Origin of the sequence: Streptomyces mexicanus, assembly GCF_902506575.1 — a bacterium.
GTDB classification, from domain to species: Bacteria; Actinomycetota; Actinomycetes; order Streptomycetales; family Streptomycetaceae; genus Streptomyces; species Streptomyces mexicanus.
In genome coordinates, this window is record NZ_LR732544.1 from 4,650,428 (window position 1) to 4,674,036 (window position 23,609).

Sequence of the window (23,609 nt, forward strand, 5' to 3'; positions counted from 1 at the left end):
GACTGCCCAGGCGCCACCACAGGGCGCCCAGTACGGCGAGTACGGCGACGATGACGACGACGAGGCCGGCGGGTCCGCCCCGGGGCGCGGCCGAGGCGGGGGCGAACAGCCTGCCGCTCCCCTCCCACAGGGGGGCCAGGGCGCGGCGCAGCAGGAACTCGATCTGCGCGTTCGCCGAGCGCAGTTCGTCCGAGGCCCAGCGGGCCAGGGCCTCGTACACCGACGGGTCCAGCCGCAGCAGGACCTGCTTGCGCTGCTGCGGCCGGCGCCGGGGGGCGGGTGCCTCCTCGCTCACTGGTAGAGCGTTCCGGTGTTCAGGACCGGCTGGGGCGCCCGGTCGCCGCACAGCACCACCATCAGGTTGGACACCATCGCCGCCTTCCGTTCCTCGTCGAGTTCCACGATGTCGCGCTCGGCGATCCGGGCGAGGGCCGCCTCGACCATGCCGACCGCGCCGTCCACGATCTCCCGCCGGGCCGCGACGACCGCGCCGGCCTGCTGGCGCTGGAGCATCGCGGAGGCGATCTCGGGAGCGTACGCGAGATGCGTGAAGCGGGACTCGATGATCCGCACACCGGCCGCCTCCACGCGCGCGTGCAGCTCGGCGGCGAGCTTCTCGGTGATCTCCTCGGCGTTGCCGCGCAGCGACAGCCCGGTCTCGTCGTGGGCGTCGTAGGGGTACTCGATGGCGATGTGGCGGACGGCGGCCTCGGTCTGGGTGGCGACGAACTCCAGGTAGTTGTCCACCTCGAAGGTGGCCTGGGCGGTGTCCTGGACCTTCCAGACGACGACCGCGGCCAGTTCGATCGGGTTGCCGTAGGCGTCGTTCACCTTCAGCACGGCCGTCTCGTGGTTGCGCACCCGGGTGGAGATCTTCTCCCGGGAGGTGAAGGGGTTCACCCAGCGCAGGCCGTCCTCGCGGATCGTGCCCCGGTAGCGCCCGAAGAGCTGGACGACGCGCGCCTCGCCCGGCGCGACCATGTTCAGTCCGCTCATCGCGAGCAGCGCGGCGATGCCCAGCAGGACGCCGACCACGATCAGCGCGGCCTTGGCACCGGCGGCGGTGAGGGTCGCGCCGGTGGCGACCAGCGCGACGCCGATCAGCAGGCCCAGCAGCCCGCCCAGCAGCGCCAGCCCGCCGCCCACGCTGTGGGCCGGGAACTCCCGGACCCGGGGTGCGGGCATGTCGGGCACCTCGGGCGCGTCGAGGGCGCGTGAGGTGGTGTGCGTGGACATGGAGGTCCCCCCGTTTCTCGGCTCGTGCCGGTCGGTCTCGTGTGCGGTGCCCGGCGAGCACCTAGCTAAGTGATATCACTTTTTCCGGTCGCGGCAACCCTCAACCCCCTCCGTACGTCGGTTCCGTTGGGACGGGTGCTGATTGTCACGTCCGTAAAAGCCCGGATCGCGGGCCCTTTGTCACAGAGGGCGGTGTTAGCTTTCTGAGCTGACCTGGGCTACGTGAGTGACAGCCGAGACGGAAGCGGGACGGACGGACGCATGGGACGAGCGGAAGACAGACGAGCGCGGCAGCGCGGTGGCCGCCGCGCGGCGCCGCGGCGCTCGTCCGCGACACCGGCGGCGGGCGTCGCCGGGGGGCGGGCCGCGGCACGGCGGGCCGCGCGGGGCGGCAGGCCCCGCAAGAGCGGCATACGCCGGCTGTTCACCTGGAAGAAGCTGCTGGGCGCGTTCTTCGGAGTGTGCCTGCTGGGCATAGGCACCTTCATCGTGCTGTACATGATGGTCGGGGTGCCCAAGGGCAACGCCGTCGCGCAGCAGGAGAGCAACGTCTACAAGTACAGCGACGGCTCGATCCTGGCCCGCTCCGGCAAGGTCAACCGCGAGAGCGTGTCCCTGGACCAGGTGCCCAAAGAGGTCCAGCACTGCTTCGTCGCCGCGGAGAACAAGACCTTCTACCACGACTCCGGCATCGACCTGAAAGGCACCGCGCGCGGTCTGCTCAACACGCTGACCGGCAAGGGCACCCAGGGCGGTTCGACGATCACCCAGCAGTACGTCAAGAACTACTACCTGAACCAGGACCAGACCGTTACGCGCAAGCTGAAGGAGCTGGTCATCTCCCTGAAGGTCGACCAGAAGATGTCCAAGGACGACATCCTGGCCGGCTACATCAACACCAGCTACTACGGCCGCGGCGCCTACGGCATCCAGGCCGCCGCGCAGGCCTACTACCGCGTCGACGCCAAGGACCTGACGGTCGAGCAGGGCGCCTACCTCGCCGCGCTGCTGCAGGCGCCCAGCCAGTACGACTGGGCGGTGGCCAGCGACACCGGCAAGACGCTGGTCAAGCAGCGCTGGAACTACGTGCTGAACAACATGGTCAAGCAGCACTGGCTGGACGCCGGCAAGCGGCAGACCATGACGTTCCCGGTGCCCAAGGACCCGCAAGGCGCGCCCGGCCTGGAGGGCCAGAAGGGCTACCTGATCGACCTGGCCGACAAGCAGCTCGAAGCGCAGCTGATGAAGCAGGAGGGCATCTCCCAGTCCCAGGCGGAGGCCGAGGTCGTCGGCCGGGGCTGGACCATCACCCTCAACATCGACAAGAAGAAGCAGGCCGCCCTGGAGAGCGCGGTCAAGCGGCAGCTCACCAGCAAGCTGGACCCCAAGGAGCGCAAGGTCGACGCCGACGTCCAGGCCGGCGCGGTCTCCGTCGACCCGAAGACGGGCGGCATCGTCGCCCTGTACGGCGGCGAGGACTACTTCAAGCACTACTACAACAACGCCACCCGCAAGGACTACCAGCCGGCCTCCACCTTCAAGCCGGTGATCCTGGCCGCCGCCCTGGACGAGGGCGCCACCACGCAGGACGGGCAGCCGATCAACGCGAACACGATCTACGACGGCACCAGTGGCCGGCAGGTCGTGGACCACGGCACCAAGGTCGGCTTCGGCCCGCCCAACGAGGACGACGTCTCCTACGGCAACATCACCGTGCAGACGGCGATGAACAAGTCCGTCAACTCCGTCTTCGCGCAGATGGGCGTGGACGTGGGCATGCAGAAGGTGATGGACGTCGCCGGCAAGCTCGGCATGGACACCGAGGGCATGCAGCCGGTGCCGGCGCAGACGCTCGGCTCCATGGGCGCCAGCCCCCTGGAGATGGCCGGGATCTACGCCACCTTGGACAACCACGGCAAGAAGGTCACCCCGTCCATCCTGAAGTCCGCCCAGAACAAGACCCGCACGGCGAAGATCGACGATCCGGTCGGTGACCAGGTCATCAGCCGCCAGGCCGCCGACACGGTCACCTCGGTGCTGACGGGCGTGGTCGACGACGGTACGGCCCGCACCTCGGTGCGGGACAACCCGATGCGCGACGGCCAGCAGGTCGCGGGCAAGACCGGTACCTCCGACGAGGACAAGTCGGCCTGGTTCACCGGCTACACGCCGAAGCTGGTGACCTCGGTGGGCCTGTTCGGCGAGGACGCCAAGACCCACGCGCACACCTCGCTGACCGGGGCCACGGGTCTGATCCCGGGCACCGGGCGCATCAACGGCGGCGGCTATCCGGCGCAGATCTGGGCGCAGTACACCTTCGGGGTGATGGACGGCACCAGCAAGTTCGACCTGGACACCACGCAGGGCGCGGCCGTCCAGCCGTCCTGGACGCCCTCGGCCACCCAGTCCCCGAGCCAGACGCCGTCGCAGACGCCGAGCAGCACCCCGCCGACGACGTCCCGGTCGCCGAGCCAGTCGCCGTCCCAGTCGCCGTCCGAGTCCCCGAGCCAGACGCCGTCGCAGACGCCGAGCAGCACCCCGCCGTCCTCGTCCTCCCGGCCGCCCACGGACGGCGCGGACGGCGGTCCGCTGCTCCCGGACGACGAGGGCCAGCTGGACGGCAGGCAGCCGAACCGGTAGGCGCCGCGCGTGCTGGACCAAGAGGAGGGGGCGCCCGGCTTTCGCCGGGCGCCCCCTCCTCTGTGTGCCGAACGCCTTGTGAGCAGAACGTCCCGCGGACCGGAAACCGGCTCAGTTCCGGTTCAGCTCGAACCACACCACCTTGCCGGTGCTCAGCCGGGTCGCGCCCCAGCGGCGGGCCAGCCGGTTCACCAGGTACAGGCCGCGCCCGCCCTCGTCCGTGGCGCGGGCCTGGCGCAGCCGGGGCAGCTGGGGCACGTCGTCGCCGACCTCGCAGCGCAGCACGTCCGTGCGCAGCAGCCGCAGCGTCACCGGGCGCGAGGCGTACCGCACGGCGTTGGTGACGACTTCGCTCACCAGCAGCTCCACCGAGTCGCTGAGGTCCTCCAGACCCCAGCGGTCCAGCGCGCGCCGGGCCAGGCGGCGGGCCCGGCCGGGCGCGGAGACCTCCGGCTCCAGGACCCAGTACGCCACGTCGCTGGGCGCGATCCCGTCGAAGCGGGCCGCGAGCAGCGCGATGTCGTCGTCCCGGTCGCCCGGACCGAGCATGTCCAGCACCTCGTCGCACAGCGCCTCCAGCGGCGGCGGATGGTCCGGGCCGGTCAGCCGGGCCGTCGCCTGGAGCTTCTCGCGCAGCTGCTCGATGCCGGTCCACACGTCCCGCAGCCGCGACTCGACCAGGCCGTCGGTGTACAGCAGCAGCGTGGCACCGGCAGGCGCCTCCAGCTCCACGGCCTCGAAATCGACACCGCCCACGCCGATCGGCGCGCCCGCCGGCACCCGCAGCACCTCCGCCCGGCCGCCCACGTGCAGCAGCAGCGGCGGCGGATGGCCGGCATTGGCGATGGTGATGCGGTGCGAGACCGGGTCGTAGACGGCGTACAGGCAGGTCGCCATGCGGTCGGTGCCCAGGCGCTGCGCCTGCTCGTCCAGGTGGTGCAGTACCTCCTGCGGCGGCAGGTCGAGCCCGGCGAGGGTCTGCGCGGTGGTGCGCAGCTGGCCCATGATCGCCGCGGAGGTCATGGAGTGGCCCATCACGTCGCCGACCACCAGCGCGACCCGGCTGCCGGGCAGCGGGATCGCGTCGTACCAGTCGCCGCCCACGCGGGCGGTCTCCGCGGCGGGCAGGTAGCGGGAGGCCAGCCGCACGCCCGTGGGGCGCGGCAGGGTCTCGGGCAGCATGGTGCGCTGCAGCTCGTCCGCGATGTACGCCTCGCGCCCGTACAGCACCGCCTTGTCGATGCCGAGCGCGCTGTGGGTGGCGAGCTGGGCGGCGACCAGCAGGTCGTCGGGCTCGAAGGCCGGGCGCTCGGGCAGGCGCAGGAACAGCGCGGCGCCGATGACGCGGCGCCGGCCGCGCAGCGGGGCCAGGATGGTGCGCTGCCCGTCGGGCACGGTCAGGCCCGAGTCCGGGCCGAGGAGTTCGCCCAGCGCGGACCGCGCGTGCGGGGCGTCGGTGAACACCGGCCGCACCCCGCGCAGCACCTCGCCGAGCGCGCTGCCGGGCTCCACCTCGCACAGTTCGTTGGTGACCTGGGACAGCTCGGCGGGCTGCTCGGGCGCCGGCGCGGGCGTGAACCCGATCTCCGGGTCGCGCTCCGCCGGGATCCGGTCGGTGCGGCGCAGCCGCAGCACCAGCGGGCCCACGGGGCGTTCGTCGCCCACCGGCAGCGGCTCGCGCAGGTAGACCAGGATGGCGTCGGAGAAGGTCGGCACGGTCGCCCGGCACAGCCCGAGGACGATCTCGTCCAGGTCCATGCCGCGGGCGATGCGCCGGGTCGCGGCGCCCACGAACCGCAGCCGGTCCCCGTGCCGCCGCATCGGCAGCGGACGGCCCGCCGGCAGGCCGCGGCCGCTGCGGCGCTCCTGGCCGTCGGCGTCGCGGCGCTCCGGCACACCGGGCTCGGACGTGCCGGGCGCACCGGATGCGCCGGGGACGCGACGGTCCTGCGCGCCGGGCACGCCGGGCGCCTCGGTGGGGCCGGCGGCGACGCGGGAGGCCGCGTCCGGCTGCGCAGGGATGCCCTCCGGCACGGGACGCGGGCGGTGCGGGTCGGGCTCGGCCGCCGCGGGCTGGGCGTGCTCGGCCGCCGCCCGGCCCGCGGGGCACGGCGGCTCGCCCTGCGCGCCCGGCGCCGCCGGCGCGCACGGGGAGGGGTCGGCCGGGCGCGGCTGCAGCGGTAATGCCTGCGCGGGCTCGGGGGTACCCAGGAGCGACCCACGGGCGTCCGTGGGATCGGCGCCCGACTGGGTGCGTTCGAACGAGGTCGGCTGCTCCGTCACGCCTGTCGCATCCATCCGTCCGGGGCTGCGCGCCGGGCGCGCAGATGGTCCCGCCGAAGACCCGATACCCGGAATACGTGCCCCGGGAACGGATGTCCGGCACCGGCCCTGGTGCCCTCGTACCCCTCGCTCACGTCCTGCCGCCCCTCGGTGACGTTCGGTCAGACTGGCTGCGTGCTTCGGGAGTTGCCCTGTCCCGTGCCTCCCTGCGCCCTTGCGGAGGACGATCCTACGTTTCCTGCCCGGGGGCGCATCAAGGGTCTCATGAGGACATCCGCACGGGCATGCGGTCCCAGTCCTGCGGCAGTGACGGTACCGTCCAGGCCGGATCGGGGCGCCAGTGCTGCCAGTCCTCGGAGAACGGCGGCCCCCAGGCGCGGATCACCTCCACCGCGGAGCGGCCCGCCGCCCGCACCCGCTCGGCCAGGCCGGCGTCGATCAGCCCGTCCCGCTGGGCCTGCGCGAACTCGTCCTCGTCCCGCCAGTGCCAACTGCGGTCCGGCTGCACGGTGATGTCCAGGAAGTGGTCCTCGGAGTCCACGCCGCCCGCCCACCGGGTCAGCGGCTCCTCCAGGTTCACGTACCAGTTCTTGAACCGCCAGCCCGGCTCCCAGAACAGCCACACCGACCACGGCTCGCCGGGCCGGGCCAGCTTCAGCACGCCCGTGCCGAACCAGCGGTCGCGCTGCACGGTCCGCGGCTTGGTGTAGCGCGAGGCGAGGGGTTCGGCGTGCACGGGCGTGCCGTCGGCGAGCACCGGCCTGACGCACTCGGTGCCGGGCGCCATCCACACGGCCAGCACCTCGGCGTCGTCGCGTACGACGGTCACGGGCCGCACGATGTGGAAGCGCGGGCCGCCGTTCTCCCGGTACCGCCACAGGATCTGGCTCCCGGGGGCCCAATGGGCCGTCGCACCGCCCGTCCGCACGCCTTGGGTCGCTCCGTCCTCTGCCATGGACAGATCTTAGGTGGCCTCCCCATCCGTCGCTGCGGCGAGCGTCACGCACGGGCCGTCAGGGGCGGGTCATGCGCAGCACGTCCAGGGCCTCGTCCAACTGCTCGGCGGTCAGGTCGCCGCGCTCGACGTACCCGCTCTCCAGGACGACCTGACGGATCGTCTTGCGTTCGGCGAGGGCCTTCTTGGAGACCTTGGCGGCCTCCTCGTAGCCGATGTAGCGGTTGAGCGGGGTGACGACGGACGGCGAGGACTCGGCGTACTCGCGGGCCCGCTCGCGGTGGGCGGTGATGCCGTCGACGGTCCGGTCGGCCAGCAGCCGCGAGACGTTCGCGAGCAGCCGGATCGACTCCAGCACGTTCTTGGCGATGACCGGCAGCATGACGTTCAGCTCGAAGTTGCCCGCCGCGCCCGCCGTGGTGACGGTGGCGTCGTTGCCGATGACCTGGGCGCAGACCATGAGCACGGCCTCGGGGATGACCGGGTTGACCTTGCCCGGCATGATCGAGGAGCCCGGCTGCAGGTCGGGCAGAGAGATCTCGGCGAGCCCGGTGCGCGGCCCGGAGGACATCCAGCGCAGATCGTTGGCGATCTTCGTCAGGCTCACGGCGATGGTGCGCAGCTGCCCGCTGGTCTCCACGATCCCGTCGCGCGCGCCCTGCGCCTCGAAGTGGTCACGGGCCTCGGTCAGCGGCAGCCCGGTGGTGCGGGCCACCTCCTCGATGACCGCCGCGGAGAACCCGGGCGGGGTGTTGATCCCGGTGCCGACGGCGGTGCCGCCCAGCGGCAGCTCGGCCAGGCGCGGCAGGGACGCCGCCAGCCGCTCGACGCCGTAGCGCACCTGGGCGGCGTACCCGCCGAACTCCTGGCCGAGCGTCACGGGCGTGGCGTCCATCAGGTGCGTGCGCCCGGACTTCACGACGTCCGCGAACTCCTCCGCCTTGCGGGTCAGCGCGGAGGCCAGGTGCTCCAGGGCCGGGATCAGGTCGCGGATGACGGCGGCGGTGGCCGCGATGTGGATAGAGGAGGGGAAGACGTCGTTGGAGGACTGGGAGGCGTTGACGTGGTCGTTGGGGTGCACGTCGCGGCCCAGCCGCTCGCTTGCGAGGGTGGCGATGACCTCGTTGGTGTTCATGTTGGACGAGGTGCCGGAACCCGTCTGGAACACGTCCACGGGGAAGTGCTCGTCCCACTTGCCCTCGGCGACCTCGGCGGCGGCCTCCTGGATCGCCGCGGCGATGTCCTCGTCCAGGACGCCCAGCTCGGCGTTGACCTTGGCCGCCGCCCCCTTGATCCGCGCCAGCGCCTCGATGTGCGCGCGCTCGATGCGCTGCCCGGAGACGGGGAAGTTCTCCACGGCACGCTGGGTCTGCGCCCGCCACTTGGCGTGCGCGGGGACCCGCACCTCGCCCATGGAGTCGTGCTCGGTGCGGTACTCGGTCCGGTCCTGTTCGTCGGTCATCGACGATCACCTCCACGTGTCACAGCGTCCACGACGCGACCACTGTTCCCCGTGGAGGCGGACCGTCACCGGCCCCGGGGCCGTCCGTCCGGATCGGGCGAGCCCGGGGCCGTGCGTCCGGATCAGGCGAGCCCGGGGCCGCGGACCGGGATGGACGTGAACGTCGGCTGCGGCGCCGGGTCCTGGAAGAAGTCGTTGCCCTTGTCGTCGACGACGATGAACGCCGGGAAGTCCTCCACCTCGATCTTCCAGACGGCCTCCATGCCCAGCTCCTCGTACTCCAGGACCTCGACCTTCTTGATGCAGTCCTGGGCGAGGCGGGCGGCCGGGCCGCCGATGGAGCCGAGGTAGAAGCCGCCGTGCCGGGCGCACGCGTCGGTGACCTGCTTGGAGCGGTTGCCCTTGGCCAGCATCACCTTGGAGCCGCCCGCCGCCTGGAACTGCTCCACGTAGGAGTCCATCCGGCCGGCCGTGGTCGGGCCGAAGGAGCCGGAGGCGTAGCCCTCGGGCGTCTTGGCCGGGCCCGCGTAGTACACCGGGTGGTCCTTGAGGTACTGCGGCATCTCCTCGCCCGCGTCCAGCCGCTCCTTGATCTTCGCGTGCGCGATGTCACGGGCGACGACCAGCGGGCCGGTCAGCGACAGGCGGGTCTTGACCGGGTACTTCGTCAGCTCCGCGAGGATCGTCTCCATCGGCTGGTTCAGGTCGATCTTGACGACGTCACCGGACTCTTCGAGGTGCTCGTCGGTGGTGTCCGGCAGGAACCGGGCCGGGTCGGTCTCCAGCTGCTCCAGGAAGACGCCCTCGGGCGTGATCTTCGCCAGCGCCTGGCGGTCGGCCGAGCAGGAGACGGCGATGGCCACCGGGCAGGACGCGCCGTGCCGCGGCAGACGCACCACGCGCACGTCGTGGCAGAAGTACTTGCCGCCGAACTGCGCGCCGATGCCGATCTTCTGGGTCAGCTCGAAGACCTTCTCCTCCAGCTCCTTGTCCCGGAAGCCGTGGCCGAGCGGGGAGCCCTCGGTCGGCATGTTGTCCAGGTAGTGCGCGGAGGCGTACTTGGCGGTCTTCAGCGCGAACTCCGCGGAGGTGCCGCCGACGACGATGGCCAGGTGGTACGGCGGGCAGGCGGCCGTGCCCAGCGACCGGATCTTCTCCTCCAGGAACTTCATCATGGAGGTCTCGTTCAGGACCGCCTTGGTCTCCTGGTACAGGAAGGACTTGTTGGCGCTGCCGCCGCCCTTGGCCATGAACAGGAACTTGTAGGCGCCGCCGTCGGTGGCGTACAGCTCGATCTGGGCGGGGAGGTTGGAGCCGGTGTTCTTCTCCTCCCACATGGTCAGCGGGGCCATCTGCGAGTAGCGCAGGTTCAGCTTGGTGTAGGCGTCGTAGATGCCGTGCGAGAGGTGCTTCTCGTCCTCGCCCTCGGTCAGGACGTTCTGCCCGCGCTTGCCCATGACGATCGCCGTGCCGGTGTCCTGGCACATCGGCAGCACGCCGGCCGCCGCGATGTTGGCGTTCTTCAGCAGGTCCAGGGCGACGAACTTGTCGTTGGCGCTGGCCTCGGGGTCGTCGATGATGCGGCGCAGCTGCGCGAGGTGGGCCGGGCGCAGATAGTGCTGGATGTCGTGGATGGCCTCCTCGGCCAGCTTGCGCAGCGCCTCGGGCTCGACCTTGAGGAACGTACGTCCGTCGGGTCCCTCGACGGTGGAGACGCCCTCGGACGTCACCAGCCGGTACGGGGTGGTGTCCTCACCCTGGGGGAGCAGATCGGTGTACGCGAACTCAGGCATCTCAGCCCATTCCTCACTCTACGGACGGCGGCCCGCCTCCGTTGGCGGGCACCGACCAGCGTAGAACCTGCCGCCGACAGCGGACCTGTGAGGTCCGGCTCAGTCGTGCCGCGGGGGCGGGTCCGGGGTGCCCCCGCCCAGGGGGATCCGGCTGTCCGGCCCGGACGGGTCCGGTCGTCCGGCTCGGACGGGTGCGGTCGTCCGGCTCGGACGGGTGCGGTCGTCCGGCTCGGACGGGCCCGGTCGTCCCGCCCGGACGGGTGCGGTCGTCCCGCCTGGGCGGGTCCGGTCGTCCCGCCCGGACGGTCCAGTTGTCCCGCCCAGGGGGTAGCCGCGATCTATCGCGTTTCGGTACGCTGCCGGGGTGGACCTTCACAAGCAGACCGAACCGCGCGGGGCCGCAGCGCCCGCGTCGGCGCCCGCCCGTGTCGCCGAGCTGCGCGCCTCGGACGCCGACCGCGACCGCATCGCCGACATCCTGCGCGACGCCCTGGCCGAGGGCCGCCTGACCGCAGAGGAGCACGCCGAGCGCGTCGAGGGGGTGCTGAACGCCAAGACGGTCGGCGAGCTGGAGGTCTTCATCCGGGACCTGCCCGCCGCGCACCAGGGCCGCCCGGGCCCGGCGTACGCCTCGGTGCCGCCGCGCCCGCAGGCCGGGCCCGTCCAGGCCGAGGACACCGTGGTGGCGGTGTTCAGCGCGGCCGGCCGCAGGGGTCGCTGGCGCGCCGGGCAGCGGGTGCACGCGTACTCGGTGTTCGGCAGCGTCGAGATCGACCTCAGCGAGGCGATCTTCGAGTACCAGCAGGTGGTGATCAAGGCCGTCTCGGTCTTCGGCGACGTGCAGATCCGGGTCCCGGAGAACGTGACGCTGCGCGGCACCGGCGGCGGTGTCCTCGGCAACTTCGAGGTCGAGACCGCGGACTCGGCCGACCCCGACGCGCCCGTCGTCTACGTCGACGGCTGGGCCGTCCTCGGCAACGTGGAGGCGCGGCCCAAGCGGGGCAAACTCGTCGCGGACATCCTCGACCGCGTGCAGCGCAAGGTCGACAGGAAGCTGCGCAAGCACCTGTGAGGGAGCGGGGGTGAGCGCCCGCAAGGCGATCGCCCCGTGCGTCCCCTGGTGCTCCGGGGCTTCGGCCCCTGACCAACCGCACGGTCCGGAACTCAGTGCATAGGCGCGCGCACAGCGGGTAGGCCTTGTCGCATCGTCTCTCGCTCGCGAAGCCGTCGTCAGGAGAAGACCGTGCTGCACACGCCGCATTCGTCCCTGCAGGTAGCTGCCGTTCCGGCCCAGCGGGTGCCCGAGCGCAACAGGGACCAGGACGCGCCCTGGCACACCGAGGCGGTGTGCCGGCGCGACGAGGCCGGCCTGTTCTTCGCACCGTCCAAGGAACCCACGGCCGCACGGCTCTCGCGCGAGGAGGCGGCCAAGCGGGTCTGCGCGCGCTGCCCGGTGATGGTCGAGTGCCGCGAGCACGCGCTGCTGCAACCGGAGCCCTACGGCGTCTGGGGCGGCCTGACCGCCGCCGAGCGCCGCGTCGTCCTGGCCCGGCGGCGCCGGCGGGAGCTGGAGCTGAAGAAGACCGCGCGAGCGACGGCCGCGGGCCGCATAGCAGGCTGAGACAGCCGGATGCGGCGCCCCCGCCGCACCGGGGACGCCGCATCCGCCGCGGGCCTGTCAGGCAGGCACCGGGCGCTACTTCGCGCGGTCGAAGTCGATCGCGCTGTACGCCCGCAGCTTGCTCAGCCGGTGCTCGGAGTCGATCCGGCGGACCGTGCCCGACTTGGAGCGCATGACGATCGAGTCGGTCGTCGCCGTCTCCGAGCGGTAGCGCACGCCGCGCAGCAGCTCGCCGTCGGTGATGCCGGTGGCGACGAAGAAGACGTTCTCGCCGGACACCAGGTCGTCGGTGGTCAGCACCCGGTCCAGGTCGTGCCCGGCGTCGATCGCGCGCTGCCGCTCCTCGTCGTCCTTGGGCCACAGCTTGCCCTGGATCGTGCCGCCCAGGCACTTGACGGCGCACGCCGAGATGATGCCCTCCGGGGTGCCGCCGATGCCGAGCAGCAGGTCCACGCCGGTGCCCTCGCGCAGCGCCAGGATCGAGCCGGCCACGTCGCCGTCGGAGATCAGCTTGATGCGGGCGCCCGTCTCCCGGATCTCCTTGATCACGCCCTCGTGGCGCGGCCGGTCCAGGATGACCACGGTGACGTCCTCGGGCGTGGCCCGCTTGGCCTTGGCCACCCGCTTGATGTTCACCGACACCGGGGCGTCGATGTCCACGAAGTCGGCCGCGTCCGGGCCGGTGACCAGCTTGTCCATGTAGAACACGGCGGACGGGTCGAACATCGCGCCGCGCTCGGCGGCCGCGAGGACGGCGATCGCGTTCGGCATGCCCTTCGCGGTCAGCGTGGTGCCGTCGATCGGGTCGACGGCGATGTCGACCTCCGGCCCGGTGCCGTCGCCCACGCGCTCCCCGTTGAAGAGCATCGGGGCCTCGTCCTTCTCGCCCTCGCCGATCACGACGACGCCGTTCATGGACACGGTCGACACGAGGGTCCGCATGGCACGGACCGCGGCGCCGTCGGCGCCGTTCTTGTCCCCGCGCCCGACCCAGCGGCCCGCGGCCATCGCCGCCGCCTCGGTCACCCGGACGAGTTCCAGGGCGATGTTGCGGTCGGGAGCCTCTTCGGGGACTTCCAGTTCGGACGGCAAGTGATGGTGCTCGGTCATCGGAGCGCACCTTTCTGATACGACGACGGCCGGATGAGGGTCTTGGTCCCGACTCTATCGCCGGGCAGACAAAATGAGCAGGGGACCCCACGGATGAGCGGTTCGGGCACCTGCGACGATAGAGGGCGTGGCAAGTTCGAACGGCAAGCAGAAGTCGGTCAGCAGCATCATCCTCTCGCTGGCCGTGATCGTCCTCGCGGCGGCGGTCGTGTACCTCTTCGTCCCGCACGACGATCACGCTCCCGACATCAAGCGGGTGGACTACCGCGTCGAACTCCTCACGGCGCGCCGCGCCGCCCCGTACGCGGTGGCCGCGCCCGAGGGCCTGCCCGACACCTGGAAGGCCACCTCCGTCCGCTACCAGGCCGACCAGGACGACCGCTGGCACCTGGGTTTCCTGGATCCGGAGGGTCAGTACGTCGCCGTCGAGCAGTCCACGCAGAAGCGCGACGACTTCATCGCCGACGCGAGCCAGGGCGCCCACGCCACCAAGGTGACCCAGCAGATCGACGGCCGCACCTGGACCCGCTACACCGGGGGCCGCTACGACGCCCTCGTCTGGGACGGCGCCAAGGGCTCCACGACGGTGGTGGCGGGCACGGCCTCCTTCGACCAGCTGGCGAAGATGGCGCAGGCGCTGGAGCTGAAGAAGTCCTGAGGCGGCCGGGGAAGTCCTGAGCCGGCTGGAGAAGCCCTGAGGCGCTCCGAGAAGTCGTGAGGCAGCCCTGAGGAAGCCGGGGAGCCGGGTTGCCGGCTCCCCGCGTGCTACTCGCCCCCCTCGTCCTCGGCCGCCTCCTCGGCCAGCGCCGCGTCCAGCCGGGCGCGCGCCCCCTCCAGCCACCGCCGGCAGACCTTGGCCAGCTCCTCGCCGCGCTCCCACAGCGCGAGGGACTCCTCCAGGCTCGTCCCGCCCGCCTCCAGGCGCCGGACGACCTCGATCAGCTCGTCCCGGGCCTGCTCGTACCCGAGCGTCTCGTCCGCCGGTGATGTGTTGCTCGTCATCCGCCCAACCCTATGTGTCGACTCGTACGGTGAACTCGCCCTCGGCGACCCGCGCCCGCAGGGGCTCGTCCGCAGCCACCTCCGCCGGGTCGCGCACCACGTGGCCGTCGGCCTTCTGCAGCACCGCGTAGCCGCGCCTGAGGGTCGCGGCGGGGGAGAGGGCCACCACGCGCGCGTGTGTGTGCGCCAGCTCGGAGTCCGCCCGGTCCAGCAGGTGCCGCAGGGTGCGCCGGCTCCGGTCCAGCAGCGAGGCCACGTGGTCCGCCCGCTCGTCGATCATGCGGTGCGGGTCCTCCATGCACGGCCGGGCCAGCGCGTGCGCCAGCCCCCGCTCCTCCCGCTCGACGAGCGCCCGCACGCACCGCCGCGCCCGGTCCCGCAGCTGCCGCACCCGCTCGGCCTCCTCGCCGACGTCCGGCACGACCTTCTTGGCGGCGTCGGTGGGCGTGGAGGCGCGCAGGTCGGCGACGTAGTCCAGCAGCGGGGTGTCCGGCTCGTGCCCGATCGCGGAGACGACCGGCGTACGGCAGGCGGCCACCGCGCGGACCAGTTGCTCGTCGGAGAACGGCAGCAGGTCCTCCACGCTGCCGCCGCCGCGCGCCACGATGATCACGTCCACGTCGTCGAGCGCGTCGAGTTCCTTGACGGCCTGCACCACCTGCGGGACCGCGTGCACGCCCTGCACGGCGACGTTGCGCACCTCGAAGCGGACGGCGGGCCAGCGGTGCCGGGCGTTCTCCAGCACGTCGCGCTCGGCGGCGGAGGCCCGCCCGCACACCAGGCCGATCAGCTGCGGCAGGAAGGGCAGCGGCTTCTTGCGCGCGGGCGCGAACAGGCCCTCGGCGGCCAGCGCCTTCTTCAGCTGCTCCAGGCGCGCCAGCAGCTCCCCGACCCCGACCGGCCGGATCTCGGCCGCGCGCAGCGACAGCTGCCCGCGCGGGGCGTACCACTCGGGCTTGGCGTGCACGACGACGCGCGCGCCCTCGCCGACCACCTCCGCGACGGCGTCGAACACCTCGCGGTAGCAGGTCACGCCGACGGAGATGTTGTACGACGGGTCGCGCAGCGTCAGGAACACCACGCCCGCGCCGGGCCTGCGCGACAACTGCGTGATCTGGCCCTCGACCCACACCGCGCCGAGCCGGTCGATCCAGCCGCCGATGAGCCGCGAGACCTCCCCGACGGGCAGCGGAGCCTCGGGGGATGTGGAGACAGCCATGCCCGCGAGCGTAGCCGCCACCGCTGACAACGCGGGGGCTCGCGCGGGGCGGGCGCCCGCGCTCCGGGCGCCGGGTGGGCGCGATCTTCCCGCCCGAGGGGGCGGCCTTACGATGGGTGCCATGACTGCTACGTCTGGCCGCCGTGTCCTGCTCGCCGCCCCCCGTGGCTACTGCGCCGGTGTGGACCGCGCCGTGATCGCCGTCGAGAAGGCCCTGGAGCAGTACGGGGCTCCGGTCTACGTCCGGCACGAGATCGTCCACAACAAGTACGTCGTGCAGACCCTGGAGAAGAAGGGCGCGATCTTCGTCGAGCGGACGGAGGAGGTGCCGCCGGGCAACATCGTGATGTTCTCGGCGCACGGCGTGGCCCCGACCGTCCACGAGGAGGCCCGGCGCGGCCGGCTCGCCACCATCGACGCCACCTGCCCGCTGGTCACCAAGGTCCACAAGGAGGCCGTCCGCTTCGCCAAGGAGGACTACGACATCCTCCTGATCGGGCACGAGGGCCACGAGGAGGTCATCGGCACCTCCGGCGAGGCCCCCGACCACATCCAGCTCGTGGACGGCCCCGAGGACGTCGCCAACGTCGAGGTGCGCGACCCGTCGAAGGTGGTCTGGTTGTCGCAGACGACGCTGTCGGTCGACGAGACCATGGAGACCGTCGACGCGCTCAAGGAGAAGTTCCCGCAGCTGCTCTCCCCGCCCAGCGACGACATCTGCTATGCCACGCAGAACCGCCAGCTGGCCGTCAAGCAGATGGGCGCCGAGGCGGACCTGGTGATCGTGGTCGGCTCGCGCAACTCCTCCAACTCCAAGCGGCTGGTGGAGGTCGCCAAGCTCGCGGGCGCCCGCGAGGCGTACCTGGTGGACTTCGCCGACGAGATCGACGAGTCCTGGCTGGAGGGCGTGACGACGGTCGGCGTGACCTCGGGCGCGTCGGTGCCGGAGGTGCTGGTCGAGCAGGTGCTCGCCTGGCTGGCCGAGCGCCGCTTCGAGGACGTGGAGATCGTCAAGGCGGCCGAGGAGTCCATCACCTTCTCCCTGCCCAAGGAGCTGCGCCGGGACCTGCGCGAGGAGGCGGCCGCGTTGGTCGCCGAGCGCGGCGGCGCCGGCCCGGCGGAGGACTGAGCCCGGTCCGGCGGAGGCCTGAGCCCGGTCCGGACGCCCCGCGTGACCGGCCCGGCCGGCCGGTCCCGGCCGTCGGACGGGCCGGGGTGCCCGCACCGGGTCCCGGCCGTCGGACGGGACAGGGCGCCCGCACCGGGTCCCGTCCCACCGAACGTGACGGTCAGTGGCCCGTCGTAACGTGGAGCCATGCAGATCTTCGGTGTGGACATCGGCGGGTCGGGGATCAAGGGCGCCCCGGTGGACCTGGAGCGCGGGGACCTGGCCCAGGAGCGCTGCAAGGTGCTCATCCCGCAGCCGGCGACGCCCGAAGGAGTGGCCGACGGCGTCCGGCAGGTCGTCGAGCACTTCGGCTGGAGCGGACCGGTCGGGCTGACGTTCCCGGGCGTGGTCACCGGCGGCGCCACGGTGCGGACGGCGGCCAACGTCGACAGGAGCTGGGTCGGCACCGACGCGCGCGCGTTGTTCGCCGAGCGGCTGGGCGGCCTGCCGGTGACCGTGGTCAACGACGCGGACGCGGCGGGCGTCGCCGAGATGCAGTTCGGTGCCGGCCGGGGCCGCCGCGGCACGGTCATCGTGCTGACCTTCGGTACGGGCATCGGCAGCGCGGTCTTCGCCGACGGCGTCCTCGTGCCCAACACCGAGCTGGGCCACCTGGAGCTGGACGGTCACGAGGCGGAGAAGCGGGCCTCCAGCAAGGTCAGGGACGACGAGGACCTGTCCTGGGAGCAGTGGGCGCACCGCGTGCAGAAGTACCTCGCCCACGTGGAGATGCTCTTCTCGCCGGAGCTGTTCGTCATCGGCGGCGGCGTCAGCCGCAAGGCGCACAAGTTCCTGCCCCGCATCGAGGGCATCAGCGCCGAGATCGTCCCCGCCCAGTTGCAGAACAACGCGGGCATCGTCGGCGCGGCGATGCGGGCGGCGGACCTCACGTGAGCGCACGGGCCCGCCTCGGGCCCCCGGCCGCGATCGCCGGGCCGGACCGCTCGGCTCACCGGGCGGGCCGTCTTGTGCCCGCGCCCAGGCGGAGGGCGCAGCGGCGGAGCAGGACCGTGACCGCCGCGGCCAGCGTGCCTACGTAGAGCCAGACGGCCTGGGTGGCGAGGGCGGTCACCAGGCCCATCAGCGTGCCGAGGAAGCCGTCGCCCTCGGCGAGGGGCAGCAGCCCCAGGGCGAACCCGATCGGGGCGGCCACGGGCGCGGCCGGCAGGTCGGCCCGGCGCACCCACAGCGCGGTCACCACGCACACCAGCACGAACAGCACGCCGTAGACGGCCATGATCCCGCCCAGCAGGAGTGCGTCGAGGCCGCCCAGCGCGCACATCACCGCCCCGCAGAACAGTCCGGCGCCCAGTCCGGTCAGGCGGGGGCGGGGCAGTTGCCGCGGCCCGCGTATGGCGCCGCCGGGCCCCGCAGCGGCCCCGCCCGGACGCCGCCCCGGATCCGCGGGGCGCGGCTGTCCACCGGGCCGCCGCCCCGGAGCCCGCTCGCCGCCGCCTGCCCCACCGGACCTCCCCGGCGGCGCGGAGGAGGCCGCGGTCCGGGGCCGGGCCCCCCGGCTCGCCCGGCCCCGGACCGCGGCCTCCTCCGCGCCCCTGGGGCGGGGACGGCGAGGGAACCGGCGGCCTGTCGCGTCGCGGCGCGTGCTGCTGAGGTCGCCTCCTGTGCTGCTCCATTGGACCAACCTAGGTCTGTTTATGTGCCGAATAGGCCGTTTGACACGCCGCCCGTCCCACCTTGCCCACGCGTGCGAACCGTCGCGGAGACGGGACGCGGCACGCCGTAGACTGGTGGATCGGCCGCCTGGCCCCCAGTCTCCTCACGTACGGGAAGTCGCAAACGTGTCGCTCACGATCGGAATCGTCGGCCTGCCGAACGTCGGCAAGTCGACCCTGTTCAACGCCCTGACCAAGAACGACGTGCTCGCGGCCAACTACCCGTTCGCCACGATCGAGCCGAACGTAGGCGTCGTCGGCGTCCCGGACGGCCGCCTCGCGAAGCTCGCCTCCCTCTTCAAGTCCGAGCGGATCATCCCGGCCACCGTCGACTTCGTCGACATCGCCGGCATCGTCCGCGGCGCCAGCGAGGGCGAGGGCCTGGGCAACAAGTTCCTCGCGAACATCCGCGAGTCCGACGCGATCTGCCAGGTCATCCGCGCGTTCAAGGACGAGAACGTCGTCCACGTCGACGGGAAGGTCTCGCCCAAGGACGACATCGAGACGATCAACACCGAGCTGATCCTCGCCGACCTGCAGACGATCGAGAAGGTCCTGCCCCGCCTCCAGAAGGAATCGCGGATCAAGAAGGACGTGGCCCCGAAGGTCAAGGCCGTCGAGGAGGCCAAGGAGATCCTGGAGAAGGGCGACACGCTCTTCGCGCACGGCATCGTCCAGGGCAGCGAGCGCGCCGGGCTCCTGCACGACCTGCACCTGCTGACGACCAAGCCCTTCCTCTACGTCTTCAACGTCGACGAGGACGAACTGGTCGACGAGGACTTCAAGAACGAGCAGCGTGCCCTGGTCGCCCCCGCCGAGGCGATCTTCCTCAACGCCAAGCTGGAGGCGGACCTCGCCGAGCTGGACGAGGAGGAGGCCCTGGAGCTGCTGGAGTCCGTCGGCCAGCACGAGCCCGGCCTGGCCACCCTGGCCCGCGTCGGCTTCGAGACCCTCGGCCTGCAGACGTACCTCACCGCGGGCCCCAAGGAGTCCCGCGCCTGGACCATCAAGAAGGGCGCCACCGCCCCCGAGGCAGCCGGCGTGATCCACACCGACTTCCAGAAGGGCTTCATCAAGGCCGAGGTCATCTCCTTCGACGACCTGGTCGAGGCCGGCTCCGTCGCCGAGGCCCGCGCCAAGGGCAAGGCCCGCATGGAGGGCAAGGACTACGTGATGCAGGACGGGGACGTGGTGGAGTTCCGGTTCAACGTGTAGTCGATGTCGTCGACGTGTGGCCCACTTCGTCGACGTGTGGCCCACGTCGTCAACGTGTGGCCCATGTCGTCAACGCGTGACCCTTTCCGTCAACGTGTGGCCGACGTCGACGGCATCCTGCCGCCCGGGGCTGGTGTGCCTCAGTGCACCAGCCCCGACTTCAGGCCCGCCCCGCACAGCGGGACCACCGCCGAGCGGCTGCCGAGGGCGCCCTCGCGGACGGCGGCCCAGCAGGCCACGCCGGTGGCCTCCACGTACAGTCCGCGGGAGGCCAGGTCGCTCTGGGCGTGGCGGATCTGATCCTCCGTCACCGTGAGGAAGGTGCCGCCCGAGTCCCGTACGGCGCGCAGGATCTGCCGGGCTCGCTGCGGGCGGGGGATCGCGATGCCCTCGGCGTAGGTCGGGGCCACCGGCGTGGTCCCGGTCAGCTCCTCCGCGCCCTGCGCCCAGGCCTCGGCCAGCGGGGCCACCGCCGCCGCCTGCACCGCCCACAGCGCCGGGCGCCGGTCCAGCAGTCCGGCCCCGTACAGCTCGGAGACCGCCAGCGCCGCGCCGAGCAGCAGGGTGCCGTTGCCCACGGGCAGGACCAGGACGTCGGGCAGCCGCCCGCCCATGTCCTCCCACAGTTCGTGGACGTAGGTCTTGGTGCCGTGCAGGAAGTACGGGTTGTAGACGTGTGAGGCGTAGAAGGTGTCCGGTTCGTCCGCGGCACGCCGGGCGGCCGCGGCGGCCGCCTCCCGGCCGCCGTCGACCGGTTCGACACGGGCGCCGTGCGCCTCGATCTGCTCCAGCTTCTTCGCGGACGTGCCGAGCGGGACGTACACCGTGCAGGGCAGGCGTGCGCGGGCGCAGTACGCGGCGATGGAAGTGCCCGCGTTGCCGCTGCTGTCCGCGACCACCCGGCGCGGCCCGGCCCGCAGCGCCAGCTCGGCGAGCATCACCGCGCCGCGGTCCTTGAACGACAACGTCGGCATCAGGAAGTCCAGCTTCGCCGACACCTCGTCCGTGAGCGGCACGAGCGGCGTGCGGCCCTCGCCCAGGGACACCGTCGGCGCCGCCAGCGGCAGCGTCTCCGCGTACCGCCACAGGGAGTTGACGCGTCCCGTGAGGGACTTCAGACGCGCCGGGGTGGGGGAGAAATCCAGGTCCAGGGGGCCGTGGCAGGAGGGGCAGCACCAGGCGAGGGAGTCGCCGGGGATACGGACGCCGTCGGTGGGGCAGTAACGGTCCGGCAGAGGTGTCATGAGCGCAGGTTACGAGAGGTGTCGCAGGTGCGTGAGTGAAAGCCTTGTGATCGCCGTGTCATCACATCGGGTGATTCTCTGGCCTTTACTTGCAAGTCACAACCCTTGGTTGCCACGCTGTTGCTGTCTGTACAACTGAGGGGAGTGGCCAGTGGCTTTCGGTGAGCAGCCGGCGTATCTGCGGGTCGCGGGTGATCTCCGTAAGAAGATCGTCGAGGGGCTGCTGCCGCCGCACACCCGCTTGCCCTCCCAGGCCAGGATCCGCGAGGAGTACGGCGTCTCCGACACCGTCGCGCTCGAAGCGCGCAAGGTGCTGATGGCCGAGGGTCTCGTCGAGGGTCGCTCCGGGTCGGGGACGTACGTGCGCGAGCGTCCCACCCCACGCCGCATCGCCCGCTCCGGCTTCCGCCCCGCCACGGGAGCCACCCCGTTCCGCCAGGAGCAGGCCGCCGCCGAGGCGCGCGGCACCTGGGAGTCCAGCAGCGTGCAGACCGAGGCGGTCCCCGCTGTCGCCGAACGCCTCGGCATCGAGCCCGGCGACCGTGTCATGTGCACCAAATACGTCTTCCGGGACGCCGGCGAGGCGATGATGCTCTCCACCTCCTGGGAACCGCTCGCCCTGACCGGCCGCACCCCCGTCATGCTCCCGGAGGAGGGTCCCCTCGGCGGCATGGGCGTGGTCGAGCGCATGCGCGCCATCGACGTGATCGTGGACAACGTCACCGAGGAGGTCGGCGCCCGCCCCGGCCTCGCCGAGGAACTGCACACGCTGGGCGGCGTGCCCGGCCACGTGGTCATGGTCATCCAGCGCACCTTCTACGCCTCCGGCCGCCCCGTGGAGACGGCGGACGTGGTGATCCCCGCGGACCGTTATCGGGTGTCGTACCACTTGCCTGTGCGGTGAGGGGGCCGGCGCACCGCACTCGGCGGTGTGTGCGGTGGGGGCTTGTGTCCGGCGGTTGTGCGGTGAGGGCTTGCGTCCGGCGGCTGTGCGGTGGGGGGCTTGTGCCTGACGGTGTGAGCGGTGGGGGTCCTGGGCCGGTGGTGTGAGCCGGGGGCCCGCGTCTGCCGTGCGTGAACCCAGGGCTGGGTCGGCACTGCGTGCGCCGGAGTCTGGTGGTGGCGCGCCACCGCTGTCCATCGGAGGTGCGCGCCCCCGGAGTCCACCGGTGGTGCGCGGTCGGGGCGTCCGCCGCCGGGTGCCGGACGTTGCGTCCCGCCCGCGCGTGCCCGCAGGCCGTAGCTTTCCGGCCGTTCTCCCAGGTCGCCCGCGCCCGCCGGGGCGCGCCCGCGACCGCGTCCGCGCATGTGCCCGGCGGCGCGCTCGGCCGTGTGCGCCCCCGCCTGCTGGCCGGTTGCTTACCTGTTCGTGAAAAGCCGTGTTCGCTGCGTGAAGGTTGGGCGTACGCTCGGGCATATGCGTACTGCGGTTTCCGTCGTGGCAAGGCGCGGCGGGGCCGTTCGCGGGCGCCGGGCTCGCAGGGCGGGAAGGAGCAGTGGGGCGGGATGAACGACGGCACGATCACTCTTCCCTGGCTCGTCGTCCGCCAGGACGACAACGGCAATCGCTACAGCGTGGGCAGGTACGCCACCCGCGCCGAGGCCCAGAAGATGGCGGACAGCCTCGACAGCCGCGGCCACAAGCAGCTCTACTGGGTCGAATGCGTCGGGCAGAACAGCGGCGGAGGGCCGGGCGCCGGCGGCTGACCGCGCCGGCTGACCGCCGGGGCGATCAGCCGCCGGGCCGACCGCCCGCGGAGCCGATCAGCTGCCGGGCCGGTCGTCGGCCGAGGCGATCGCCTGCCGGGCCGCTCGCCTCGCTGAGCCGATCACCTGCCGGGCGGCCGGTCGCCCGCCGGGTCGACCGTCCTCCGGAGCGATCCGCCCGGCCGACCTCCTCCACTGTCCCCGGTGGCCCTCCCGTAGGCTCCTGGGCGTGACCGAACGGATCGTGGTGGTCGGTGCCGCCCTCCTCGACGGCGGCCGTCTGCTCGCCGCGCGCCGCAGCGCGCCCCCGGAGCTGGCCGGTCGCTGGGAACTGCCCGGCGGCAAGGTCGAGCCCGGGGAACTGCCCGAGGCGGCGCTCGTGCGCGAGCTGCGCGAGGAACTGGGCGTCGAGGCCGAGACCGTCGACCGGCTCCCGGGCAGCTGGCCCCTGAAGCCGCCGTACGAACTCTGGGTCTGGACCGCCCGCCTGCGCCCCGGCTCCGCCGCCCCGCAACCGCTCCAGGACCACGACGAGCTGCGCTGGCTGGATCCGTCCGAGATCTGGAGCGTCCCCTGGCTGCCCCAGGACGTCCCCGCGGTGCGGGCCGCGCTCGCCTACGCCGTTTGACGCACGGACCGGCGTCCCGAACGGTACTGATCCCTCGTGCCGGGTATGTCACTTTTAGCACCATGTGACGGGCATGGATGGGCTCGCTGGCCTGGGAAGTGATCGGCGTGATCGACACCGAAGGAGACTGCGCCGAGTGGACCTTTTCCGCAGACGCCGGCGCGGTGCGCACGGCCCGCGCCGCCGTCCGGGGACAGCTGCGCACCTGGGAGCTGGACAACAGCGTCGGTGACACCGCGGCGCTGCTGGTGAGCGAGCTGGTCACGAACTCGCTGCGGCACGCCTCCGGACCCATCGGCCTGCGACTGGTGCGCCCCGCGGGCCTGCCCGAGATCCTGCTCGTCGAGGTCTCCGACCCGCTTCCCGACCCGCCCCGCGAACGCCGCCCCCGCCCGGAGGACGAGAGCGGGCGCGGCCTGCAACTCCTCGCCTCGTCCTCCCGCCGCTGGGGGACCCGTCCGGACGAGACGGGCAAGACGGTCTGGTTCGAACTGGCGGTGCCGTCCGACCCGGACACGGCGGTGCGATCCGGCCCCGACACGGCGGTGTCATCCGGTCGGGACAGGGCGGTGTCATCCGGTCCGGACAGGGAAGTTTCATCAGGCCCGCAACCGGCGGTGCCATCCGGCCCCGAAACATAGGCACCTGACGCA

The 23,609-nt window shown here is 72.3% G+C and carries 21 protein-coding genes and 1 pseudogene; 11 read left to right on the plus strand and 11 right to left on the minus strand.

Going from position 1 to position 23,609, the window contains the following annotated elements; genetic code table 11:
• Both GV126_RS20935 and GV126_RS20940 read right to left on the minus strand, forming a co-directional pair.
• Nucleotides 1–295 (minus strand): type II toxin-antitoxin system antitoxin (locus GV126_RS20935; RefSeq protein ID WP_159669072.1); only part of this gene is annotated, 295 nt, incomplete at its 3' end.
• On the minus strand, nucleotides 292–1,236 hold the full coding sequence (locus GV126_RS20940; protein WP_159669075.1) for an SPFH domain-containing protein: 945 nt from the start codon (nucleotides 1,234–1,236) through the stop codon (nucleotides 292–294). The genes GV126_RS20940 and GV126_RS20935, both read right to left, overlap by 4 nt.
• Before the next feature lie 261 nt (nucleotides 1,237–1,497).
• Here GV126_RS20940 and GV126_RS20945 point away from each other — a divergent pair, with 261 nt between their 5' ends.
• Nucleotides 1,498–3,876: a transglycosylase domain-containing protein gene (locus tag GV126_RS20945; protein ID WP_159669078.1), complete on the plus strand. Its 2,379-nt coding sequence runs from the start codon at nucleotides 1,498–1,500 to the stop codon at nucleotides 3,874–3,876.
• A gap of 111 nt (nucleotides 3,877–3,987) precedes the next feature.
• Here GV126_RS20945 and GV126_RS20950 read toward each other — a convergent pair whose 3' ends face one another.
• The 4 genes from GV126_RS20950 to GV126_RS20965 form a co-directional block, all read right to left on the minus strand.
• Nucleotides 3,988–6,174: an ATP-binding SpoIIE family protein phosphatase gene (locus tag GV126_RS20950; protein ID WP_201299859.1), complete on the minus strand. Its 2,187-nt coding sequence runs from the start codon at nucleotides 6,172–6,174 to the stop codon at nucleotides 3,988–3,990.
• A gap of 247 nt (nucleotides 6,175–6,421) precedes the next feature.
• Nucleotides 6,422–7,114, minus strand: coding sequence for a cytidylyl-2-hydroxypropylphosphonate hydrolase (gene fomD, locus GV126_RS20955; protein WP_159669084.1), 693 nt, complete (start codon nucleotides 7,112–7,114; stop codon nucleotides 6,422–6,424).
• A gap of 58 nt (nucleotides 7,115–7,172) precedes the next feature.
• The gene (locus tag GV126_RS20960) at nucleotides 7,173–8,576 is read right to left on the minus strand and encodes a class II fumarate hydratase (RefSeq protein WP_159669087.1); all 1,404 of its coding nucleotides are present in this window, start codon (nucleotides 8,574–8,576) and stop codon (nucleotides 7,173–7,175) included.
• Between the two features lie 122 nt (nucleotides 8,577–8,698).
• Nucleotides 8,699–10,369, minus strand: coding sequence for a fumarate hydratase (locus tag GV126_RS20965; RefSeq protein ID WP_159669090.1), 1,671 nt, complete (start codon nucleotides 10,367–10,369; stop codon nucleotides 8,699–8,701).
• 364 nt (nucleotides 10,370–10,733) lie between these two features.
• On the opposite strand from GV126_RS20965, the gene GV126_RS20970 reads away from it, so the two are divergent.
• On the plus strand, nucleotides 10,734–11,441 hold the full coding sequence (locus GV126_RS20970; RefSeq protein WP_159669093.1) for a DUF1707 SHOCT-like domain-containing protein: 708 nt from the start codon (nucleotides 10,734–10,736) through the stop codon (nucleotides 11,439–11,441).
• A 171-nt stretch (nucleotides 11,442–11,612) separates the two neighbouring features.
• Entirely contained in the window at nucleotides 11,613–11,990 is a 378-nt protein-coding gene (locus tag GV126_RS20975; protein ID WP_159669096.1) for a WhiB family transcriptional regulator, read from the plus strand.
• Between the two features lie 75 nt (nucleotides 11,991–12,065).
• Here GV126_RS20975 and glpX read toward each other — a convergent pair whose 3' ends face one another.
• Nucleotides 12,066–13,100, minus strand: a complete 1,035-nt coding sequence (gene glpX / locus GV126_RS20980; RefSeq protein WP_028420502.1) for a class II fructose-bisphosphatase — start codon at nucleotides 13,098–13,100, stop codon at nucleotides 12,066–12,068.
• A 127-nt stretch (nucleotides 13,101–13,227) separates the two neighbouring features.
• Between glpX and GV126_RS20985 the strand changes: the two genes are divergently transcribed.
• A complete protein-coding gene (locus tag GV126_RS20985; RefSeq protein WP_159669099.1) occupies nucleotides 13,228–13,758 on the plus strand; it encodes a DUF4245 domain-containing protein in 531 nt (176 codons plus the stop codon).
• 107 nt (nucleotides 13,759–13,865) lie between these two features.
• On the opposite strand, the gene GV126_RS20990 is transcribed toward GV126_RS20985, so the two are convergent.
• Nucleotides 13,866–14,102: an exodeoxyribonuclease VII small subunit gene (locus GV126_RS20990; RefSeq protein ID WP_159669102.1), complete on the minus strand. Its 237-nt coding sequence runs from the start codon at nucleotides 14,100–14,102 to the stop codon at nucleotides 13,866–13,868.
• A 10-nt stretch (nucleotides 14,103–14,112) separates the two neighbouring features.
• Nucleotides 14,113–15,321: an exodeoxyribonuclease VII large subunit gene (xseA, locus tag GV126_RS20995; protein WP_159669105.1), complete on the minus strand. Its 1,209-nt coding sequence runs from the start codon at nucleotides 15,319–15,321 to the stop codon at nucleotides 14,113–14,115.
• Between the two features lie 112 nt (nucleotides 15,322–15,433).
• Here xseA and GV126_RS21000 point away from each other — a divergent pair, with 112 nt between their 5' ends.
• Together GV126_RS21000 and ppgK are read left to right on the plus strand one after the other, a co-directional pair.
• The gene (locus GV126_RS21000) at nucleotides 15,434–16,450 is read left to right on the plus strand and encodes a 4-hydroxy-3-methylbut-2-enyl diphosphate reductase (protein WP_159669108.1); all 1,017 of its coding nucleotides are present in this window, start codon (nucleotides 15,434–15,436) and stop codon (nucleotides 16,448–16,450) included.
• A gap of 186 nt (nucleotides 16,451–16,636) precedes the next feature.
• On the plus strand, nucleotides 16,637–17,383 hold the full coding sequence (gene ppgK / locus GV126_RS21005) for a polyphosphate--glucose phosphotransferase (RefSeq protein ID WP_159669111.1): 747 nt from the start codon (nucleotides 16,637–16,639) through the stop codon (nucleotides 17,381–17,383).
• 55 nt (nucleotides 17,384–17,438) lie between these two features.
• Here ppgK and GV126_RS21010 read toward each other — a convergent pair whose 3' ends face one another.
• Entirely contained in the window at nucleotides 17,439–17,771 is a 333-nt protein-coding gene (locus tag GV126_RS21010; RefSeq protein WP_236570060.1) for a DUF6542 domain-containing protein, read from the minus strand.
• Nucleotides 17,772–18,288: 517 nt separating this feature from the next.
• On the opposite strand from GV126_RS21010, the gene ychF reads away from it, so the two are divergent.
• Entirely contained in the window at nucleotides 18,289–19,377 is a 1,089-nt protein-coding gene (ychF, locus tag GV126_RS21015) for a redox-regulated ATPase YchF (protein WP_159669114.1), read from the plus strand.
• Nucleotides 19,378–19,517: 140 nt separating this feature from the next.
• On the opposite strand, the gene GV126_RS21020 is transcribed toward ychF, so the two are convergent.
• Complete coding sequence (locus GV126_RS21020) at nucleotides 19,518–20,621, minus strand: threonine synthase (protein WP_159669117.1); 1,104 nt, start codon at nucleotides 20,619–20,621, stop codon at nucleotides 19,518–19,520.
• A 151-nt stretch (nucleotides 20,622–20,772) separates the two neighbouring features.
• On the opposite strand from GV126_RS21020, the gene GV126_RS21025 reads away from it, so the two are divergent.
• The 4 genes and pseudogenes from GV126_RS21025 to GV126_RS21040 all read left to right on the plus strand — a co-directional run.
• On the plus strand, nucleotides 20,773–21,525 hold the full coding sequence (locus GV126_RS21025; protein WP_159669119.1) for a GntR family transcriptional regulator: 753 nt from the start codon (nucleotides 20,773–20,775) through the stop codon (nucleotides 21,523–21,525).
• Nucleotides 21,526–22,127: 602 nt separating this feature from the next.
• On the plus strand, nucleotides 22,128–22,328 hold the full coding sequence (locus GV126_RS21030; RefSeq protein WP_159669121.1) for an SPOR domain-containing protein: 201 nt from the start codon (nucleotides 22,128–22,130) through the stop codon (nucleotides 22,326–22,328).
• 229 nt (nucleotides 22,329–22,557) lie between these two features.
• Nucleotides 22,558–22,956 carry a (deoxy)nucleoside triphosphate pyrophosphohydrolase gene (locus GV126_RS21035; RefSeq protein ID WP_159669124.1) on the plus strand — a complete coding sequence of 133 codons (399 nt, stop codon included), beginning with the start codon at nucleotides 22,558–22,560 and terminating at the stop codon, nucleotides 22,954–22,956.
• 77 nt (nucleotides 22,957–23,033) lie between these two features.
• Nucleotides 23,034–23,459 (plus strand): annotated as a pseudogene (locus GV126_RS21040) (ATP-binding protein); the annotation flags it as partial.
• Between the last annotated feature and the right edge of the window lie 150 nt (nucleotides 23,460–23,609).

What these genes read in the sequence shown, in the direction of transcription:
- GV126_RS20965 (WP_159669090.1), bottom strand. Translation starts at nt 10,369, where the DNA reads ATGCCTGAGTTCGCGTACACCGATCTGCTCCCCCAGGGTGAGGACACC.
- GV126_RS20945 (WP_159669078.1), top strand. Translation starts at nt 1,498, where the DNA reads ATGGGACGAGCGGAAGACAGACGAGCGCGGCAGCGCGGTGGCCGCCGC.
- xseA (WP_159669105.1), bottom strand. Translation starts at nt 15,321, where the DNA reads ATGGCTGTCTCCACATCCCCCGAGGCTCCGCTGCCCGTCGGGGAGGTC.
- GV126_RS21000 (WP_159669108.1), top strand. Translation starts at nt 15,434, where the DNA reads ATGGGTGCCATGACTGCTACGTCTGGCCGCCGTGTCCTGCTCGCCGCC.
- GV126_RS20950 (WP_201299859.1), bottom strand. Translation starts at nt 6,174, where the DNA reads ATGGATGCGACAGGCGTGACGGAGCAGCCGACCTCGTTCGAACGCACC.
- GV126_RS21030 (WP_159669121.1), top strand. Translation starts at nt 22,128, where the DNA reads ATGAACGACGGCACGATCACTCTTCCCTGGCTCGTCGTCCGCCAGGAC.
- fomD (WP_159669084.1), bottom strand. Translation starts at nt 7,114, where the DNA reads ATGGCAGAGGACGGAGCGACCCAAGGCGTGCGGACGGGCGGTGCGACG.
- GV126_RS20940 (WP_159669075.1), bottom strand. Translation starts at nt 1,236, where the DNA reads ATGTCCACGCACACCACCTCACGCGCCCTCGACGCGCCCGAGGTGCCC.
- ppgK (WP_159669111.1), top strand. Translation starts at nt 16,637, where the DNA reads ATGCAGATCTTCGGTGTGGACATCGGCGGGTCGGGGATCAAGGGCGCC.
- glpX (WP_028420502.1), bottom strand. Translation starts at nt 13,100, where the DNA reads ATGACCGAGCACCATCACTTGCCGTCCGAACTGGAAGTCCCCGAAGAG.
- GV126_RS21010 (WP_236570060.1), bottom strand. Translation starts at nt 17,771, where the DNA reads ATGTGCGCGCTGGGCGGCCTCGACGCACTCCTGCTGGGCGGGATCATG.
- GV126_RS21020 (WP_159669117.1), bottom strand. Translation starts at nt 20,621, where the DNA reads ATGACACCTCTGCCGGACCGTTACTGCCCCACCGACGGCGTCCGTATC.
- GV126_RS20990 (WP_159669102.1), bottom strand. Translation starts at nt 14,102, where the DNA reads ATGACGAGCAACACATCACCGGCGGACGAGACGCTCGGGTACGAGCAG.
- GV126_RS20960 (WP_159669087.1), bottom strand. Translation starts at nt 8,576, where the DNA reads ATGACCGACGAACAGGACCGGACCGAGTACCGCACCGAGCACGACTCC.